Genomic DNA, 18,914 nt, shown 5'->3' on the forward strand with positions numbered 1-18,914 from the left:
AGGGTCAGGACGGGCTCAGCGGCACCACGTCGGGGGCGCCGAGCCGGGCGGCGTCGGCGGTCTCGTCGTCGGGCTGTTCCTGCGAGCGCCGTTCGGCCTCGACTCGCAGGCGGTAGTTCTCCACCTCGCGGCTGGTCTGCTCGTCGGTCCAGCCGAGCACGCCGGCCACCAGCGCCGCGGCCACCGGCGCCGCGGTGACGCCCCGGTCGAACGTCTCGATCGAGATGCGCGTCCGCCGGGTGAGCAGGTCCTCCAGGTGGCGGGCGCCCTCGTGACTGGCCGCGTAGACGAGCTCGGCCCGCAGGTAGTCCTCGGCCCCCTCCACCGGGCCGCCCAGGGTCGCGTCGGCCCGGACCAGGTCGAGAACCTCGGTGACCAGCGTGCCGTAGCGGTTGAGCAGGTGCTCGACCCGGGCCACGTGCAGGCCCGACTCGGCCGCCAGCACCCGGCGCCGGTTCCACAGCGCGGTGAAGCCGTCGGCGCCGAGCAGCGGCACGACCTGGGTGCACGACGGCGGGACCGCACGGCCCAGGTTGTGCACGCAGGCGTCCACGGCGTCGCGGGCCATCACCCGGTACGTCGTGTACTTGCCCCCGGCGACCACGACCAGCCCCGGCTGCGGGCTGCCCACCGTGTGCTCGCGCGACAGTTGCGACGTCGACTCCGACTCGCCGGACAGCAGCGGCCGCAGCCCGGCGTAGACGCCCTGCACGTCGCCTCGCGAGAGCGGCGAGTTGAGCACCGAGTTGACGTGCTCGAGCAGGTAGTCGATGTCGGTGCTGGACGCCGCCGGGTGCGCCTTGTCCAGCGCCCAGTCGGTGTCGGTGGTGCCGATGATCCAGTGCCGGCCCCACGGGATGACGAAGAGCACGCTCTTCTCGGTACGCAGGATCAGCCCGGTCTTGGACTGGATGCGGTCACGGGGCACGACCAGGTGGATGCCCTTCGAGGCCCGGACGTGGAACTGGCCGCGCTCGCCGACCAGGGCCTGGGTGTCGTCCGTCCAGACACCGGTCGCATTGATCACCTGCTGGGCGCGTACCTCGAAAGTCTTGTCGTGTTCGAGATCGTGCACCCGCACGCCGGTGACCCGTTCGCCCTCGCGGAGGAAGCCGACCACCTCGGTGCGCGACGCGACGTGCGCGCCGTACGCCGCCGCCGTACGCGCCAGGAACATGGTGTGCCGGGCGTCGTCGACCTGGGCGTCGTAGTACTGCAGGGCGCCGACCAGGGATTCCTTCTTCAGCGCCGGGCACTCGCGCAACGCGCCGCGCAGCGAGAGGTTCCGGTGGTGGGGCAGGCCGCCGTTCAGCGCCATCGTGTCGTAGAGCGTGACCCCGGTGCCCGCGTAGATCCGCTCCCAGCCGCGGTGCTGCAGCGGGTAGAGGAAGCGCACCGGCCGCACCAGGTGCGGCGCGAGCCGGGTCAGCAACAGGCCCCGCTCCCGCAGCGCCTCGCGGACCAGCGCGAAGTCGAGCATCTCGAGGTAGCGCAGGCCGCCGTGGATGAGTTTGCTGGATCGGCTCGACGTGCCCGAGGCGAAGTCGCGCGCCTCGACCAGCCCGACGGACAGGCCGCGGGTGGTGGCGTCGAGAGCGCAACCCGCGCCCACCACGCCGCCGCCCACGACCAGCACGTCGAGCTCGGCGCCGGCCAGCGCGGCCAGCGCCGAGTCCCGATACTCCGGTGAAAGAGCAGTCATATTCAGTCCACGTCCACCCAGTCGAGAGTGCGTTGCACCGCCTTCTTCCAGCGTGCATACCCCTCACTGCGCTGTTCATCCGTCCATTCCGGCTGCCAGCGCTGCGACTCGTTCCAGTTTTCGCGCAACTCGTCGGTCGACTTCCAGTAACCCACCGCCAGACCGGCCGCGTACGCCGCTCCCAGCGCCGTCGTCTCGGCCACCACCGGGCGGCTCACCGTCACGCCGAGCACGTCCGCCTGGATCTGCATGCACAGGTTGTTGGCCGTGATGCCGCCGTCCACCTTGAGCACGTCGAGCGTGACCCCGGAGTCCTGGGCCATCGCGTCGACCACGTCCTTGCTCTGGTAGCAGATCGCCTCGAGGGCGGCCCGGGCGATGTGCGCGCCGGTGTTGAAGCGGGACAGGCCGACGATCGCGCCGCGGGCGTCGGACCGCCAGTAGGGCGCGAACAGGCCGGAGAACGCCGGCACGAAGTAGACGCCGCCGTTGTCCGGCACCGAGCCCGCGAGGGACTCGCTCTCCTCGGCCGAGTTGATCACGTGGAGCTGGTCGCGCAGCCACTGCACGGCCGAGCCGGTCACCGCGATCGAGCCCTCCAGCGCGTAGACCGGCGCCGCGTCGCCGAACTTGTAGCAGACGGTGGTGAGCAGGCCGTTCTCCGACCGGACCAGCTCGGTGCCGGTGTTCAGGAGCATGAAATTGCCGGTCCCGTACGTGTTCTTGGCCTCGCCGGGGGAGAAGCAGACCTGCCCGACGGTCGCCGCCTGCTGGTCGCCGAGGTCGCCGGTGAGCGGTACCTCCCCGCCCAGCGGGCCGGGCCACCGGGCGACGCCGTAGGTGTTGGGGTCGGACGAGGGCCGGATCTCGGGGAGCATCGAGCGCGGGATGTTGAAGAAGCCGAGCAGCTCGTCGTCCCACTGGAGGGTCTCGAGGTTCATCAGCATCGTGCGGCTGGCGTTGGTGACGTCGGTGACGTGGTTGCCGCCGTCGACGCCGCCGGTCATGTTCCACAGCAGCCAGCTGTCGGTATTGCCGAAGATCGCGTCGCCGCGCTCGGCCGCCTCCCGCACGCCGTCGACGTTGTCCAGGATCCACTGGATCTTGCCACCGGAGAAGTACGTGGCCGGGGGCAGCCCGGCCTTGCGCCGGATCACGTCGCCGCGCCCGTCCCGGTCCAGCGCGGACGCGATCCGGTCGGTGCGGGTGTCCTGCCAGACGATCGCGTTGTAGTACGGCCGGCCGGTGTTCTTGTCCCACACCACGGCGGTCTCCCGCTGGTTCGTGATGCCGAGCGCGGCCAGGTCGCTCGCCTGCAGGTTCGCCTTCTGCATGGCGGTGCGCACGACCGTCGTGGTCCGGTCCAGGATCTCGACCGGGTTGTGCTCGACCCAGCCGGCCTGCGGCAGGATCTGCTCGTGCTCCAGCTGGTGCCGGGCGACCTCGTTCCCCGAATGGTCGAAGATCATGAAGCGGGTGCTGGTCGTGCCCTGGTCCACGGCGCCGACGAAGTCAGCCACGGGTTGCCTCCAAGTTTTCGTTGTCGTCGGCTGTCGGGACCCGGCCCGGCTCGTGCGGCGCGTCCGCGGACGGCAGGAACCGCGAGATCAGGAACTGGTACAGACCGGCGCCGAGGACGCCGCCGACGAGGGGTCCGACTATCGGGATCCAGAAATAGAGATACCCGGTCTGGTCCCGGAACGCACCGCCATAGCCGGTGAGGAAGCTGGCGAGTCGCGGGCCGAAGTCACGGGCCGGGTTGATCGCGTAGCCGGCGTTGGCGCCCCACGCCATGCCGATCCCGACCACGAGCAGGCCGATGATGAAGGGGGCCAGGTTCGCGGCGGGCGCGGTGTTCCGCTCGTCGGTGATGGCCAGGATCAGGAACAGCAGGATGGCCGTGCCGACGACCTGGTCGAGGAGGGCGGTCCAGTGCGAGACCGGCAGCGCCCCGTTGCCGGGCAGGGTCGAGAAGACGCCCTGTGTCTTGATCGTCAGGAACGGGTCCTTCGCGCGCAGCAGGTCGCTGTAGACCCAGCGCACGACCAGGGCGGCGACGAACGCCCCGAGGAACTGGGCGATGCAGTACGGGATGACCTTGCGCCACTCGAAGCCCTTGAAGGCGGCGAGCGCGACGGTCACGGCCGGGTTGAGGTGCGCGCCGCTGGTCCGGGCCGCCACGTAGACGCCGAGCGTCACGCCGAGGCCCCATGCCCATGCGATGCTGTCGTGGTCGCCGACGCCGCCCGCGACCACCTGCGCGACGACGCCGACGCCGAAGAGGATGAGGATCAACGTCCCGGCGAACTCGGCGATCAGTTCGCCCAGCAAGCCTGGGACCCTCAGACGTTCTGCCATGTGCCCTCCTTGCTAGATGCTCCGGACGCTAGGTAGCGGGCAGGACACGAGCAATGAACGTCGTTCGGCATTGTCGAACATTGACCACGGTCGGCGTTCACGATGTGGCATAGAGTCGGAAACGTGCCCGGAACCGTGCAGTCGATCGAGCGGGCGGCCGCGGTCCTGCGCCTGCTCGCCGGGGGATCGGGGCGTCTGGCGCTGGGTGAGATCGCCCGGTCGCTCGATCTGGCCAAGGGCACGACACACGGAATTCTTCGTACGCTGCAACATGTCGGATTTGTCGAACAAGACCGGGTCTCCGGTCGTTACCAGCTCGGCGCCGCCCTGCTGCGCCTGGGCACCAGCTATCTCGACATCAACGAACTGCGCTCACGATCGATCAACTGGGCCGATCCGCTGGCCGCACGCAGCGGCGAGGCCGTACGCATCGGCACCGTCCTGGACGGACAGGTGCTCGTCGTCCACCACGTCTTCCGCCCCGACGACACGTTTCAGACACTCGACGTCGGAACGCTGCTGCCCATGCATGCGACCGCGCTCGGCAAGGTCCTGCTCGCCTATCGCGCGGCCGGGGCCGTACCGGCAAATGACCTGGACCGATTCACCCGCCGCACCATTCTCGCGCCGCGAGACCTCGCCACCGACCTCCGGCAGGTCCGCGAGAACGGGTGGGCTCTCGAGGCCGAGGAGATGACGCCCGGCATGGCGTCCGTGGCCGCGCCGATCCGCGGGTACGGCGGCCTGGTCGTCGGCGCCATCGGCATCAACGGCCTGGTCGAGCGGATCTGCGACAGCCACTACCACCCGCACCCGCACCTCGTCGCCTACGTCCGCGACGCGGCCCGCGCGATCTCCCGGGATCTCGGAGCCGCGCGCCGCTGAACCAACCGGGAGCCGAGCTCATCAGGGCTGATCCTCGAGGGGGAGGAATCATGACCGAGCGCTATGTCGTGGCGATCGACCAGGGCACCACATCCACGCGGTGCATCGTGTTCGACCGCCGCGGCCGGCTCGTCTCCCTGGCCCAGCAGGAACACAAGCAGTACTACCCCAAACCGGGATGGGTCGAGCACGACGCCGCCGAGATCTGGCGCCACGTCGAGCGGCTCGGCCCCGAGGCGCTGCGCCGGGCCGGCATCGCCGAGGACCAGGTCGCGGCCGTCGGCATCGCCAACCAGCGGGAGACCACGCTGCTCTGGGACCGCGACACCGGGACGCCGATCGGGCACGCGATCGTCTGGCAGGACACCCGCACCGACGACCTGGTGCGGGAGCTGAAGGAGACGGAGGGGGCGGACGGGGTCGAGCACGACTCGGGGCTGCCGATCGCCACGTACTTCTCCGGCCCGCGGGTGAAGTGGATGCTCGACCACCAGCCCGAGCTGCGGGCGCGGGCCGAGCGCGGCGAGGTCCTGTTCGGCACGATGGAGACCTGGCTGATCTGGAAGCTCACCGGCGGCCTGCACGTCACCGACGTCACCAACGCGAGCCGGACCATGCTGCTCGACGTGCACACCCTCGACTGGTCGCCGGCGGCGCTCGCGTTCTTCGGGGTGCCGCGCGCGATGCTGCCGGAGGTGCGGCCCTCGATCGGCGTCTTCGGCACGGCGGTGGCGGCCTTTCCCGGGGTACGCATCGGGGCCGCGCTCGGCGATCAGCAGGCGGCCCTTTTCGGTCAGACCTGCTTCACGCCGGGTGAGGCCAAATGCACGTACGGGACCGGCAGCTTTTTGCTCTTGAACACCGGCGATGAGCTGGTCCGTTCGACGCACGGGCTGCTCAGCACGGTCGCCTACCAGATCGCGGGCGGGAAGGCGGCGTACGCGCTGGAGGGCTCGATCGCGATCACCGGCTCGCTGGTGCAGTGGTTCCGCGACCAGCTCGAGCTGATCGCCAGCGCTCCCGAGATCGAGACCCTGGCCCGCACGGTGACCGACAACGGCGGCTGCTACATCGTGCCCGCGTTCTCCGGCCTCTACGCCCCCTACTGGCGGAGCGAGGCCCGCGGCGTGATCGTCGGGCTCACCTCGTACATCACGAAGGGTCACCTGGCCCGGGCCGTCCTCGAGGCCACCGCCTGGCAGACGCTCGAGGTGGTCGAGGCGATGAACGCCGACTCCGGTCTCGACCTGACCACGCTGCGGGTCGACGGCGGCATGACGGCCGACAACCTGTTGATGCAGTTCCTCGCCGACGTGCTGGATGTGCCGGTAGTCCGCCCCCTCGCCGCCGAGACGGTGTCGCTGGGGGCGGCCTACGCGGCCGGCCTGGCCGTCGACTACTGGCCCGACCTCGAGGGCCTGCGCCAGAACTGGCATCGGGCCGCTCAATGGCTGCCCGGGATGGACCCGGAGAAGCGGTCGTCGGAGTACCGCAACTGGCAGCGGGCCGTCGAGCGGACGTTCGACTGGACGCGGCCGTCCTAGTTTCTTTTTATGAAACGATGCAGTTCTTGCCGTTGGCGCCCGAGCCGGTCTTCACCGGCTCGGCGCCGGTGTTGTTGCCGGTGTAGAGCCAGCAGGTGGGGATGCTGCCGATGTTGAGACCGGACAGCCGGGCCACGTCGCCGTAGTTGGTGTTGACGCCGGCGATCACCTTGCCGCTGGTCGCGGTGATGTTCTGGATGGTCACCTTCCGGGCCGCCTGCGTCGAGCAGTTGCCGCAGGACCGGTACAGCTTGCCGAAGTTGCTGACCTTGAAGTTCCGGATCGTCACCGACCCACCCGCGCCGCGGTTGTCCTGGAACACCTTGTCCGACGCGCTGGCCGCGCTGCCGCCGTCGACCAGAACGGTCGCGTTGTTGCCGCGGAAGGTGGCCGCGTCCTCACCGACGTCCTGCCAGGTGACGTTGCGAATGGTGCAACTCCCGGCGCAGTGCACCCCATCGGCGGCCGGCGCGCCCAGGATGACGTTGGTGATCGTCGCGCCGCTCGCCAGGTTGAACAGCGGGTCCTGCCCTTCGTTCTGCCCGCCGGAGCCGAGATCGCCGGAGCCGATGTAGCGCTTACCGCCCCCGTCGAACGTCCCGGTGACCTGAATGGTCTTCGTGACTTTCACATCGGTGGCGGCGGACGCGACCGTCATCACGGAGGCCGAGCCCACCACGGCGGTGGCCAGCACCGCAGCGCCGATGAGCATGCGTCGTTTGTTCACAGTCGGAACCTTTCCTCGGTTTTCTCACCTTCCTCCGGAACATAAGCCGTAGTTCCACGGTCCGAAAACACTAAGACGCGTGTGAATGTCTAAAGAGAGTTTTAATTGCTGCTTTTTTCATGTCGAAATTTCGCAGAGTTCGAGCCGATTTGCAGTCGCCACGCCGCTCGCTCGCCCGCCCGGGCCGACGTCATCGCTCTGCTTACCTATACGTGCCTCACTCGCGTCGCCCGCTCAGCCTGCGCGGGCCGACGTCATCGCTCTGCTTACCTATACGTGCCTCACTCGCGCTGCCCGCTCAGCCCGCGCCGGTCAACGGCCACCTTGGTGAAGGCCCGCCCCGCTTGGCCCGCCCCGCTTGGCCCGCCCCGCTTGGCCCGCCCCGCTTTGCCGGCCTCCACACCAGCTACCCGTCCAGCGCCGAGCCGATAAATCGGGAATGTCCGCTAAGTCTCGGCGGCCGCTCCAGGGTTCCAAAATGCAGCGTGGGCGGCGCGATCGTTGTTACGTCGCGGCCGGGGCCACCTCGGGCTCCTCGGTCTCCGGCACCGGGCGACGCCGGCGGCGGACCAGCAGGACCGAGAGCGCCGCGCACCCCATCACGGCGATCGGCAACCACAGTGTCACGCGCATGGCGCCGACGAAGCCCTCGTGGAAGACCAGCGTGAAGAACGCTTTGAGCGCCGCCGCTGCCTGGTCGGGGATGCCCGCGGGCAGGCTGGGTGCGATCTGGCCGCCGGCTATGTCCTGGCTTCCGGAGGCCACGTGGCTCAGCGCCTCGAGCACCTGGGAACGGTACTGCGGCGGCAGCTGGGCGGCGTTTGTCACCGCGGCGTCCTGGAGGTGGGTGGACAGCTGGGCCTGGAGGAGGGCGCCCACGGCGGCGGCGCCGATCACGCCGCCCAGTTGGCGGGTTGTGTTGATCATGCCGGAGGCGGCGCCGGCCATGCGGGGCTCCACGTTGCGCATGGCGATCGTCTGCAGCGGGGCGAACGTCAGGCCCAGGCCGACGCCGGCGATGATCAGGCCGGGGAGCAGGTGCAGCCGGCTCGAGCCGACGTGTGCGGACGCGATCAGCACGCCCATGCCGGTGGAGAACAGCGATAGGCCGGCGAACAGGATCCACTTGCCGCCGAGGCGGTCGGCGGCGCGGCCGGCCACCGGCGCGATGAACATCGAGATCAGCGACATCGGGGCCGTGGTCAGGCCGGCCTGCAGCGCCGAGAGTCCGAGCACCGACTGGAGGTAGATGGTCAGCGGCAGGAACAGGCCGAGCATGCCGAACGCGATCGACGCCGCGACGAAGTTCATCACCGAGAAGTTGCGGTCCCGGAAGATCTCGAACGGGACGAGCGGCTCGTTGCGCTGCTGGGTCCATTGGTGCACGGCGAACAGGATCAGCACCAGGACGCCGGCGACGATGATCTCGACGATCGTGATCGGGCCCCAGACCTTGCCCCAGTCGTGGGACTGGCCCTCGATGAGCCCGAACACCACGAGGAAGAGGCCCACGGTCACCAGCCCGGTGCCGGCCCAGTCCAGCCGGTGGCGGCGCTGCGGCCGCAGGTTCGGCATCACGATCCCGGCCAGCACCATGGTGATCAGGCCGACCGGCACGTTCACGAAGAAGATCCATCGCCAGCCGAAGTCGGTGACCAGCCAGCCGCCCAGCACCGGCCCGGCCAGCGTGGCCACGCCCGCGACGGCGCCCCAGATGCCGAACGCGGCGCCGCGCTTGTCGGGCGGGAAGATCACGGTCAGGACGGAGAGCGTCTGCGGCGTCAGCAGCGCGCCGCCGACGCCCTGGATCACCCGGAAGAGGATGAGCTGTTCCGGGTTCTGGGCGAACCCGCAGGCCGCCGACGCCGCCGTGAAGATCACCAGGCCGACCAGGAAGAGCTGCTTCGGGCCGTACAGGTCACCCAATCGTCCCGCGGTGATCAGCAGGACGGCATAGGTCAGGATGTACGCGTTGATGATCCATAGGACGTCGGACAGCGACGCGTCGAGATGCTCGCTCATCTGCGGGATCGCGATGTTCACGATCGTCGTGTCCAGCAGGATCATGAAGAAGCCGAGGCAGAGCGCGACCAGGACCAGCCAGGGGCTGAACCGGCGCTCCGCGGCGACGTCGGGTGATGTCATGTCGGCCGCTCTTTTCCGTTAGACCTGCACCTCCGTCATCGTCGACCTCGGGACCGGATCAGACAAGCGGAGATCAGGCGGGACGCGGCCGCAGCAGGGTGATCCGGTTGCCGCCTAGCTCGGTGACGTAGATGTTGCCGGTCGCCGTGTCCTCGGTCAGGTCCAGTGGCTGGCTGAAGCCGGTGAACCCGGTGATGCCGGTCGTGCGGTTGGTGAGCGCGCCGGTCGCGGACACGTCGAAGGTCTCGATGTCCTGGCCGTCGGAGTAGCGCACCACCAGCAGCTTGCCGTCGAGGGCGCCGCCGCGGTACTCGATCGCGCCGTCGGCCGAGGCGTGCAGCCCGGCGTCGTAGATGCCGGCCAGGTCCAGGTTGGCGTCCGGGAGGGTGCCCGCCGGGTAGGCGTTGACCTGGAACGGGTCGGTGCCCGCGGTCGGGTTGCCGCCGGCCAGCACGAACTCGCAGCGGGTCGGATTCGGGTGACCGTAGTAGCGGCCCTGCTTCACGTCGAAGACGTAGTCGGTCTCGGCCTGGGCGTTGTTGGTGATCGCGGGGACGACCGGGCCGGTGTAGCCGGGACAGGTCGCGACCGAGGCCGGGGTGTTGCCGCCGGCGGCCGAGCCGTTGGTCGGCGTGTAGAGGTGCCCATTGCGGTGCCAGACCAGGTCGTACGCGTTCCGCACCCCCGTGGCGTAGAGGGTGAGCGGGGCGTTCGCGGCCGCCGGGTTGTACGTGCCGCCGTCCTCGGTCTTAGCGTCCAGCGGCAGCGTGGCCGGCAGCTTCGCCGGGTCGAGGCGCAGGACGGCCGCGTTGAGCCGGTGCTCGGGCCGGTTGCCCCAGGCCGAGTCGGGCGCGCCCATCGCGTTGTTCGCGCCCTGCGTGAAGTAGAGCGCGCCGTCCGGGCCGAAGGCCAGCGAGTTGGTCTCGTGGTCCTTCACCGAGCGCGGCAGGTTGGTGACCACCTCGGTGTAGGTGCCGAGATTCGCGCCGCTCAGCCGCGCGATCTTGCTCGACCAGTCGGGCACGTCGTAGGCGCCGACGAACTCGTAGTTGTCGCTCACCCACAGGATCGGGGCGGCCGCGGTCGAGGCGGGATCGAAGGCGAGACCGATGACGGTGCGGTTGGGCGCGCCGGGAAGACCGGCGGACGACGCATGACTCCGTACGGTGTCGATGATCGTCGCCGTGCCCAGAGACCCATCCGCGTTGATCGGGTAGCGGTAGATGTGGCCGTCCAGGGTGGCCGCATAGAGCCGGCCGTCGGGACCTTTCACCACGCTCGTGTACGCGGCGGCGACCGCACCGCTGGTCACCTTGTCGAACGCGGCCGGACCGCCACCCCCGGTCGTCGCGCCGGTGGTGAAGACCATCGAGTAGGGCGCGAACGCGTTGCCGGCGACGTCCTTGACGGCCGGGGTGATCTCCAGCCGGTACAGGGTCTGCGCGGCCAGCGGCGTACGCGGGGAGGCGTTGATGACGTCCCCGCCGCCGCTGGTGATCGCGTTGATGTCGACGGCCGCGCCGTCGGCGACCCGGGTGAGCCGCACCGACGCCGAGGTCAGCGAGGACGGGTCGACGCCGCCGGCGAACAGGCGCAGGTCGGCGACGACGCTCGAGGTCGGGTCGACGCCGGTGGCGAGGTTGGCCGGGGTGGTGGTGCGGACGGCCGGGGTCGCGGCCGGCGCCGGGACGCTCGCCACGTCCACGTAGTCGAACTTGGTGTTGGCGCCGGCCTGCGGGCTCAGCGTCAGCTTTCCGTCGGCGACGGTGACCGTACGGGTGGCGGTGGCGAACTTGGTCGCGGAGGTGGGCGTGAAGGCGGCGACGCCGTTCTGGTCCTCGATGTTCAGGTAGTGCACGCTGTTGACGGCCGTGCCCGCGTCGCCGACGGTGGCGGTGACGGCGTAGAGACCGTTCGGGACGGCCAGCTCCCACCGGCCCGGGGTGGTCACGCCGGCCGAGCCCGCGGGGAGCTGCGTGTGGATGAGCGTCGCGAGGCGTACGTCCGGGTTGGCCGCCGTGCCGCGGTTGCGGCCGTTGCCGACCAGGCTGAGCGGGGTGCCCTCGTCGATGCTCACCCAGCCGTAGGTCTGGCCGTTGCCGCGAGCGCCGTAGGGCAGGCCGTAGTCGGTGAGGTAGCCGGCGGGCGGGGCCGTCGCTTGATCGGCGAAATTCACCTTGACCGTGTATGCCGTGGGCGTCGCGGCGATTTGTCCGGACAAGGCGGACTGGTTGCCGGAGGTGTCGATCGCGGTCACGGCGTAGGTGTGCGCGGTTCCGTTGGCCACCGTCGTGTCGGTGAACGTGGGCGCCGTGGTCAGGGCGAGGGCGGCGCCGTCCCGGTAGACGCGGTAGACGAGCTGGTCGGCGGCGGTGCCGGCGGTCCAGGCGAGCGCGACCTGGTGGTCGCCGGTGGTGGCCGCGAGCCCGGTGGGGGCGGGTGGCGCGCTGGTGTCGTACGAGATCCGGGTGATCTGGAGGTAGTTGACCTTGGTGTTGGTGCCGCCGATCGCGTCGACCGTGAGCAGGCCGTCGGCGACCGGGACGGTGACCGTGCCGGTGGTGAACTCGGTGGCCGCGGCCGACTTGAAGTGGTCGATGGCCGTGACGCCCTCGACCCGTACGACGTGGGTGCTGTCGTAGGGCGCCTGATCGCCGGCCGAGACCGTGACCTGGTACGTGCCGGGGTTGGTGGCATATTGCCAGGCGCCCGCGGTGGCGACGCCGTTCGTGCCGCCGGCGACGTCGCCGTACTGGAGATGGATGAGCGTGTTCCGCAGCGGGTCGATGCCGGCGCGGGCCCGATCCCGGGTGTTGCGGGTCAGATCGAGCGGCGTGCCGTTGTCCTGCCGCACCCACCCTTGACCGCGCGCCGCCGTGTAGGCCGCGCCGGTGTCCGCCGTCCACCCCGCCGGAACCGCCGACGCGGCCGGCTGAAAGTTGACGCTCGCCACCGGCGTCGAGGTGGCCGCCCACGCCGGCGCCACCGCCCCCATCGCGACGGCGACCGCCGCACCCACCAGAACCGTCCCCAGCCTCGACCGCATCTGAGCCCCCGGATGATCGCCGATCCCCTGAGGCTCAGTCTCGCCGCGGCCGGTGACCGCTCCACAGTGGTCGAACGGTCAGTGGCCGAGCGGTCAGTGGCCGAGCGGTCAGTGGCCGAACGGTCAGTGGCCGAACGGTCAGTGGCCGAACGGTCAGGCGGAAAGCTCGGTCAGCAGGATGACCGGAAGCTCGCGATCCGTTTTCTTCGCATATCCCGCGAACCGCGGGGCGGCGTCGACCATCCGCCGCCACCCGTCCTCGCGCTCGGCCCCGTGCAGCTGCGTCGCGGTGACCTTGACCGCCCGCCCGCCGACCGTGATCGTCGCGTCGGGCTGCGCCGCGAGGTTGTAGTACCAGGCCGGATTGGAGATCGCCCCGTTGGCCGAGGCCACGATGATCCACCCGCCGCCGCTCCCCGCCACCCACCGCAGGGCCGACTCGCGCGTGGCGCCGGTCTTGCGCCCCACGGTGGTGAGCACGAGCATCTCGCCGTCGGTCTTGCGCTTGACCCGCCCGATGGTCATCTTGTTGACCCAGGCGTAGAGCTTCCCGCCCGGCGCCCGGCCGCCGCGGGTGCCCTTCTTCGTATCAAAAGTCACGCGGTGATTGTGCTCGCCGGGAACGGTTTCCGCTGCCCCCACGCTCGTTGCCGCCGCGCCCGCTGGCGTTGTCCGCGCGCACGCTGGCGCTGCCCCGCCCGCTGGCACCGCCCCGCGCCCGCTGCCCCTATGCCTGTTGACGCTGCTCCCACGCGCGCCGGCGCTGCCCCGCACACCTGGCCCCTGCAGCCCGCCTCCCGTCTCCCGCCGTTGCTCGCCGGCTGCCGGTCCGGTGGTGCCGCTCGGCTTTGCTGCCCGCAGCCGGCCTGCCGACGCCGCCGTCCGGCCGCCTGCCGACGCCGCCGTCCGGCCGCCTGCCGACGCCGCCGTCCGGCCGCCTGCCGACGCCGCACTCCGGCCGCCTGCCGACGCCGCACTCCGGCTGCCTGCCGACGCCGCCCTCCAGTCGCAGCCCGCCGCCGGCCCTCGCCTCCCGTGGCGCGATCTTGATGAGTTCGTGCGCGTTGCATGCGGCAAATCATCAAGGTCGGCATGTCGTGCCGGGCGGCGAATGGACGTTGATGAGTTTGCGTTCTCCTCGAACCGGGAGTTATCAAGATCGGAGCGGGCGGCCGCGCGTGGCGGGGGAGAGGCACGAAAGCGGTGGCCTGCCGGGGGAGCGGCAGGCCGATACGAACGGAGGCCGGGGAAGCGGCGCCCCGCGGTTACTCGCCGGAGGGGGCGGTCAGGGTGACGCCCACACCGACCGGCGTGCCGAAGTTCGGGGTGCCGTCGGCGTTCCAGGTGAATTTCTGGGCTCTGGTGGAGCGGTTCAGGTCGCAGTTTCCGTTCGGGTTCGTGGTGGCGTGGTAGACGATCCAGTCCTCGGTGCCGTCGGGGGACTTGAAGAAGCCGTTGTGGCCGGGGCCGTAGACGGCGGCCGCGTTGTTTCGCTGGAAGACCGGGGTGGCGGACTTGACCCAGGACGAGGCGTTCAGCGGGTCGCCGCCGTTGTAGGTGAGCAGCCCCAGCTTGTAGTCGGGGGTCGAGCAGTGCGACGCGGAGAAGACGATGAAGGTCTTGCCGCCGTGCTGCAGGACCTCGGCGCCCTCGTTCACGGCGCCGCCGATCGTCTCCCAGCTGTAGGTGGGCGAGGAGAGCAGGTGGCGGGTGCCGGCCGCGGTCCACGGGTTGGACAGCTCACGGATGAAGTTGGGCTGCGAGCCGTTGTAGAACGTCCCGAGCAGGTACAGCTTGCCGTTCAGCTGCATGATGCTCGGGTCGAGCTCCCAGGTGTTGTCCGACGTGGGGTCGAGCAGGTCGGCCTTGAAGCTGTACGGCCCCATCGGGTCGGTGCCGCTCGACTCGAGCACGTGGATGCGCTGCGTGCCCAGGTTGTACGGCTCCTGCCCGGCCACGTAGTAGAGGTACCAGCGCTGCCCGTTCGGGCCGTTGAGCAGATGGAACTCGGGCGCCCACATGGTGCCCGCGCCGTTCGGCCGGCTCAGCGTGAACAGCGTCTGGTCGGCGGCCGAGGCGAGCCCGCCGAGCGTGGCCGACTTCCGCATCGTGATCTTGTTGTTCCAGGTCGTCGTGGCCAGGTAGTAGTAGCCGTTGTAGTAGGTCAGCCATGGGTCGGGACCCTGGGTCTTCAGCGGGTTCGTGAACGTCTTGGCGGGCGCGGCCATGGTGATGCGCCACGACGTCGAGCCGCACGGCAACTGCACGAGCCCGGCGGCCGATCCGGCGGCCGCGATGCACTTGCCGGAGTGGACGGCGGCCAGGTTGTAGAGACCGGTGCCGACCGAGCGCAGCTGGAACCGCTGGTTGTTCTGCCCGTTGCAGGACCACTGGATGATCTGCGCGTTGTCGGCGGTCGAGACCCCGTACACGTCGACGCAGTTCCCGGTTGGGGTGCCGATCGTGTAGACGTCGGTGCCGGAAACCAAATTGAAGGTGTACGACTGCCCGCACGCGGCCTGGGTCAGCTGCTGGGCGGTGGAAGCCGTGACGCAGAGGCCGTTGGCGTTGTTGACGATCGTGCTCGTGAACGTGGACGCCGCGAGCGCCGCCCGGCCCGGGACGAGCACGCCGGCCAGCACGAGGACGAGGACCAGGAATCTCTTCATGACAGGAACCCCCCGTACGGGCCGCTGAGGATCTGGCTCTTCTGCGCGGCGCTGAAATGCGTGTTCGGATAGTTGTAGAAGGACGCGGACATCGGGGTGCCGTCGGTCGACGACGCGTCGGGCAGGCCGAACGCGTGGCCGAGCTCGTGCACCATGCCGCCGTACCACCGGTTCATCGCGCCGTTGATGCCGGCCGCGCCGTCGGCGTCGTGGCCGCTGAGGATCACCCAGCCGTTGCCGCCGCCACCGCCCGCGCCGTCGCCCTCGGCGCTGATCTCGCCGACGTTGATCCACCGGTTGTCGGGCGCGCCGAGCCCGAACTTGCGGCGCAGCTCGGCCTGCATGTTGCAGACCGTCCACCAGTACTTCTCGCCGCAGTTCGGCGTGTTCTCGTACCAGCTGCGGACCTGGTCGCCGGTGACGACCTCGACCACCGGGCTGTTGAGCCGGAACGTCTTGCCCAGCTCCTGCCGGTAGTAGCGCTGCGCCTCGGCCATCACGGCGGCGATGCCGTCGGGGTAGCGCTGGTCGAAGGCGACGTCGGACGGGCGCAGCCAGAAGACCCGGACCGTCTGCGTCTGCGGCCCGGTGGTGGTGAGGCCGGGCAGGCGCCACGTGCGGCTGGTGGCCGACGTGCAGGGCAGCTGAACCAGACCCGTGCCCGCCGCGCCGCTGTCGCCGGCCGGGGCCACGCATTTGCCCGAGGAGACCGAGACCAGCGCGTACGCCGAGCCGGTGGCCTGCAGGCGGAACCGCTGGTTGGCGCCGGAATGGCAGGCCCACTGGATGATCTGCGCGTTGTCGGCGGTCGAGGCGCCGTACACGTCGACGCAGTTGTTGCCGGGGGTCTGGATCGAGTAGGTGTCGGTCGTCCCGGCCACGGGGGTGAAGGCGAAGGACTGGCCGCACGCGATCTGGGTGAGCTGCTGGCCGGCGGCGGTGACGCAGAGGCCGTCGGCCGCGTTCGCGATCGTGCTGGAGAAGGCGGCCGCGGCGTGGGCGGCGGTCGCGGGTAACAGGGGTAGGAGGATCGCGGCCAGGACGGCGGCCATGATCCGGCGGGTTGAGGATGGCATCTTCGCTGCCTCCGATGGGGGTCGGGGGCGGGGCGGGGAGGCTCCCGTCGAAAACCTTTTCGCGACGATAGCAGCACGTGGACTCCCGCGGTACGGGCCCGCGCCGCCGAAAAGTTTTCGGGATCCCGGAAGTCTCATGACCGCGGCGGCGCGACCGATTCTCGCGACCATGGCACACAACCCTCGCCGGTCCACCACGATCGCGGTCGCCGTCGCCACGGCGGTCGCCGCCGGTGGCGCGTCCGCCCTCCTCGCCGCGCCGAGCACGGTCGCGCTCGGCGCACCGCCCGCGGCGCCGTCGGTCACGACCGCGAAGGTCACCGGCCTCAGCGCCCCCGACCCGGCCAAGCAGGTCGCCGTCTCGGCCGCGGCGCAGTCGGTGCTGGCCGGCCACGGCGTCGAGGTCGACGGGACCAGCCCGGTCGCGACGATCATGGCGACCGGCGCCGACCCGTTCCGGTCGCAGCAGTGGGGTCTGGACGCCATCAACGCGCCCGCCGCGAACACGGCCACCACCGGCACGGGCGTCACCGTCGGCGTCATCGACACCGGCGTCGCCAAGGTCACCGACCTGTCCGGCAAGGTCCTCGCGGGCGCCGACTTCATCGCCGGCAGCGGCGACGGGACGAACGACCTGAACGGTCACGGCACCGGCATCGCCTCGATCATCGCGGCGACGGCGAACAACGCGTACGGGATGGCCGGTGTTGCTCCTGGTGTGAAGATTCTGCCGGTACGGGTCTGCGACGCGAACGGCTCCTGCCCGGTCGACGCGATGGCCGCCGGCATCATCTGGGCCGTCGACCACGGCGCCCAGGTCCTCAACATCTCACTCGGCGGCGGCGGCACCGACGCGCTCAGCCAGGCGATCGCCTACGCCGAGTCGAAGCAGGTCGTGGTCGCGGCGTCGGCCGGCAACTCGGCCGAGTCCGGCAACCCGGTCATGTACCCGGCCGCCTACGACTCGGTGCTGTGTGTCGCGGCGACCGACTCGACGAGCAACAAGGCGAGCTTCAGCGAGTACGGCGAGCAGGTCGACATCGCCGCGCCGGGGGTGGGCGTGATCCAGGCCGCCCCGGGCGAGCGCTGGATGCTGGCGTCCGGCACCTCGGAGGCCTCTCCCCACGTCGCCGCCGTCGCCGCGCTGGTCAAGGCGTACATGCCCACGGCCGCCGCGTCCGGGGTCCGGGGCCTGATCACCGCCAAGGCCCAGGACCTGGGCGACCCGGGCCGGGACGACATGTTCGGCGCCGGCCTGGTCGACGCGGCCGCGACCCTCGCGTACGCCGGCGCCGGCGTCACCACCCCCACGCCGACGGCGACCCCCACCCCGGTGGCCGCCACCAAGGCGCCCGGCGTCACCGCCGTCGCGCCGGCCGTCGGGTCCACCGACGGCGGCGCCTCGGTCAGCATCAGCGGCACCGGCTTCACCAGCATCGACCCGGCCGACCCGGGCGCCGTCATGTTCGGCGACACCCCGGCCGTCTCGTTCGTCGTCGAGTCGGCCAGCAAGATCACCGCGTTCGCGCCGCCCGGCGCCGGCCAGGTGATCGTGAAGGTGACCAACGCGATCGGCCCCAGCACCGGCACCGCGAAGTTCACCTACCGCACGCCGCTGGCCGCCGAGTTCGACGACGGCCTCACCGCCAAGGTCTCCGGCGGCACGACCTTCACGGTCACCGTCTCGGGCGGCACCATCGGCGCCACCGCCAAGGACTTCGCGGCCGAGAAGATCACCGCGAAGCTCGGCGCGAACGTGGCGCCGGTCGCCTGGATCGACGAGTCCCACCTGAAGGTCACCGCGCCGGCCACCACCAACGCCAACTCGGTCAACCTCCAGCTCTTCCACGACGGTGTGCCCGGCCCGGTCTCGACCGCGGCCGTCAACTACACGGCGGTCGTGACCGCCGTGAGCCCGAACAAGGTCAGCGGCGCCGGCGGCACGACCGTCGTCATCACCGGCGCCGGCTTCACCGCCGTCGACCCGGGCGACCCGTCCGCGGTGACCTTCGGCGGCGTCAACGCGGCCAGCTTCACGGTCAACTCGGCTACCAAGATCACGGCGGTCACCCCGGCCGGCGACAACGGCCCGGCCCCGGTGACCGTGCGGACCTCCGGCGGCGTCAGCGCCGACGCGCCGAACGCGAAGGTCACCTACCGGGCCGCGCTCGGCCTGGTGCTCCCGGACGGCGCGGCGGCCAAGGCGAACGGCGGCACGGTCCTCGTCCTCGAGGTCACCGGCGGCACGGTGGGCGCCGACGCCAAGGCGTTCGCGGCCGAGAACATCGCGGCGATGGCGGGCAAGGTGCGCCTGGTGACGGCCTGGGGCGGGGACGAGAACCACGTCAAGGTCACGATCCCGGCCGGTACGACCGACGCGATCGCGGTGAGCCTGGCGCACGACACGTTCGCCGGCGACACGATCTCGATCCCGTACGTCCCGGTGATCACCGCCATGTCGGCGACCAGCGACGTGCTGGCCGGCGGCAAGAAGGTCACCATCAAGATCGCCGGTGGCGACCTCGGCGGCGCGACCGACTTCCTGTTCGGCGACAACCCGGCCACCTGCGTGAAGCAGGGCGCCGGCGCCGCGACCGCGTTCAGCTGCACCGTCCCGGCCGCCTCCGAGGCCGGTCCGACCTGGGTGTCGTTCACCGCCAGCACGGGCGCCCGGTCCCGCTTCACGGTCGCGTCGGCGTTCTCGTACTCCGACCTCGGCTGACCCCGGCGCGGCACGTCGGCCCTCACCTCGCAGGAGGTGG

General features: G+C 70.6%; 12 protein-coding genes. 3 read left to right on the forward strand and 9 right to left on the reverse strand.

The features are described 5' to 3' along the window. Window positions 1-4 precede the first annotated feature (4 nt). From ACZ6TB_RS31685 to ACZ6TB_RS31695, 3 genes are read right to left on the reverse strand one after another with little or no spacing between them, the layout of a single operon-like run. Window positions 5-1,702 (reverse strand): glycerol-3-phosphate dehydrogenase/oxidase, encoded by a 1,698-nt coding sequence (locus ACZ6TB_RS31685; protein WP_465560373.1) that lies wholly within the window; start codon window positions 1,700-1,702, stop codon window positions 5-7. Between the two features lie 2 nt (window positions 1,703-1,704). Further along, entirely contained in the window at window positions 1,705-3,222 is a 1,518-nt protein-coding gene (gene glpK / locus ACZ6TB_RS31690; RefSeq protein WP_465560376.1) for a glycerol kinase GlpK, read from the reverse strand. Continuing rightward, on the reverse strand, window positions 3,215-4,060 hold the full coding sequence (locus tag ACZ6TB_RS31695) for an MIP/aquaporin family protein (protein WP_465560379.1): 846 nt from the start codon (window positions 4,058-4,060) through the stop codon (window positions 3,215-3,217). Before ACZ6TB_RS31695 ends, glpK (ACZ6TB_RS31690) begins: the two co-directional genes overlap by 8 nt. A 123-nt stretch (window positions 4,061-4,183) precedes the next feature. Here ACZ6TB_RS31695 and ACZ6TB_RS31700 point away from each other — a divergent pair, with 123 nt between their 5' ends. Together ACZ6TB_RS31700 and glpK (ACZ6TB_RS31705) are read left to right on the forward strand one after the other, a co-directional pair. After that, window positions 4,184-4,945 carry an IclR family transcriptional regulator gene (locus ACZ6TB_RS31700; protein WP_465560382.1) on the forward strand — a complete coding sequence of 254 codons (762 nt, stop codon included), beginning with the start codon at window positions 4,184-4,186 and terminating at the stop codon, window positions 4,943-4,945. A gap of 50 nt (window positions 4,946-4,995) precedes the next feature. After that, window positions 4,996-6,489 (forward strand): glycerol kinase GlpK, encoded by a 1,494-nt coding sequence (gene glpK, locus ACZ6TB_RS31705; protein ID WP_465560385.1) that lies wholly within the window; start codon window positions 4,996-4,998, stop codon window positions 6,487-6,489. A gap of 7 nt (window positions 6,490-6,496) precedes the next feature. Here the strand turns inward: glpK (ACZ6TB_RS31705) and ACZ6TB_RS31710 are convergent, their stop codons facing one another. From ACZ6TB_RS31710 to ACZ6TB_RS31735, 6 genes are all read right to left on the reverse strand, one after another. Continuing rightward, the gene (locus ACZ6TB_RS31710) at window positions 6,497-7,216 is read right to left on the reverse strand and encodes a pectate lyase (RefSeq protein ID WP_465560388.1); all 720 of its coding nucleotides are present in this window, start codon (window positions 7,214-7,216) and stop codon (window positions 6,497-6,499) included. Window positions 7,217-7,720: 504 nt separating this feature from the next. Continuing rightward, entirely contained in the window at window positions 7,721-9,361 is a 1,641-nt protein-coding gene (locus ACZ6TB_RS31715; protein ID WP_465560391.1) for a DHA2 family efflux MFS transporter permease subunit, read from the reverse strand. 73 nt (window positions 9,362-9,434) lie between these two features. Further along, on the reverse strand, window positions 9,435-12,407 hold the full coding sequence (locus tag ACZ6TB_RS31720; protein ID WP_465560394.1) for an Ig-like domain-containing protein: 2,973 nt from the start codon (window positions 12,405-12,407) through the stop codon (window positions 9,435-9,437). Between the two features lie 153 nt (window positions 12,408-12,560). Beyond that, complete coding sequence (locus ACZ6TB_RS31725; protein ID WP_465560397.1) at window positions 12,561-13,007, reverse strand: nitroreductase/quinone reductase family protein; 447 nt, start codon at window positions 13,005-13,007, stop codon at window positions 12,561-12,563. 665 nt (window positions 13,008-13,672) lie between these two features. Continuing rightward, the gene (locus ACZ6TB_RS31730) at window positions 13,673-15,076 is read right to left on the reverse strand and encodes a family 43 glycosylhydrolase (RefSeq protein WP_465560399.1); all 1,404 of its coding nucleotides are present in this window, start codon (window positions 15,074-15,076) and stop codon (window positions 13,673-13,675) included. Beyond that, complete coding sequence (locus tag ACZ6TB_RS31735) at window positions 15,073-16,152, reverse strand: RICIN domain-containing protein (RefSeq protein WP_465560402.1); 1,080 nt, start codon at window positions 16,150-16,152, stop codon at window positions 15,073-15,075. Before ACZ6TB_RS31735 ends, ACZ6TB_RS31730 begins: the two co-directional genes overlap by 4 nt. Window positions 16,153-16,321: 169 nt before the next feature. On the opposite strand from ACZ6TB_RS31735, the gene ACZ6TB_RS31740 reads away from it, so the two are divergent. Next, the gene (locus ACZ6TB_RS31740) at window positions 16,322-18,874 is read left to right on the forward strand and encodes a S8 family serine peptidase (protein WP_465560405.1); all 2,553 of its coding nucleotides are present in this window, start codon (window positions 16,322-16,324) and stop codon (window positions 18,872-18,874) included. Window positions 18,875-18,914: the final 40 nt, after the last annotated feature.

Source organism: Actinoplanes sp. NPDC051537, from assembly GCF_055586105.1.

Bases quoted from the DNA above. Each gene is read 5' to 3' on its own strand.
- ACZ6TB_RS31715 (WP_465560391.1), bottom strand. From the start codon at position 9,361: ATGACATCACCCGACGTCGCCGCGGAGCGCCGGTTCAGCCCCTGGCTG.
- ACZ6TB_RS31735 (WP_465560402.1), bottom strand. From the start codon at position 16,152: ATGCCATCCTCAACCCGCCGGATCATGGCCGCCGTCCTGGCCGCGATC.
- glpK (WP_465560385.1), top strand. From the start codon at position 4,996: ATGACCGAGCGCTATGTCGTGGCGATCGACCAGGGCACCACATCCACG.
- ACZ6TB_RS31720 (WP_465560394.1), bottom strand. From the start codon at position 12,407: ATGCGGTCGAGGCTGGGGACGGTTCTGGTGGGTGCGGCGGTCGCCGTC.
- ACZ6TB_RS31695 (WP_465560379.1), bottom strand. From the start codon at position 4,060: ATGGCAGAACGTCTGAGGGTCCCAGGCTTGCTGGGCGAACTGATCGCC.
- ACZ6TB_RS31730 (WP_465560399.1), bottom strand. From the start codon at position 15,076: ATGAAGAGATTCCTGGTCCTCGTCCTCGTGCTGGCCGGCGTGCTCGTC.
- ACZ6TB_RS31740 (WP_465560405.1), top strand. From the start codon at position 16,322: ATGGCACACAACCCTCGCCGGTCCACCACGATCGCGGTCGCCGTCGCC.
- ACZ6TB_RS31685 (WP_465560373.1), bottom strand. From the start codon at position 1,702: ATGACTGCTCTTTCACCGGAGTATCGGGACTCGGCGCTGGCCGCGCTG.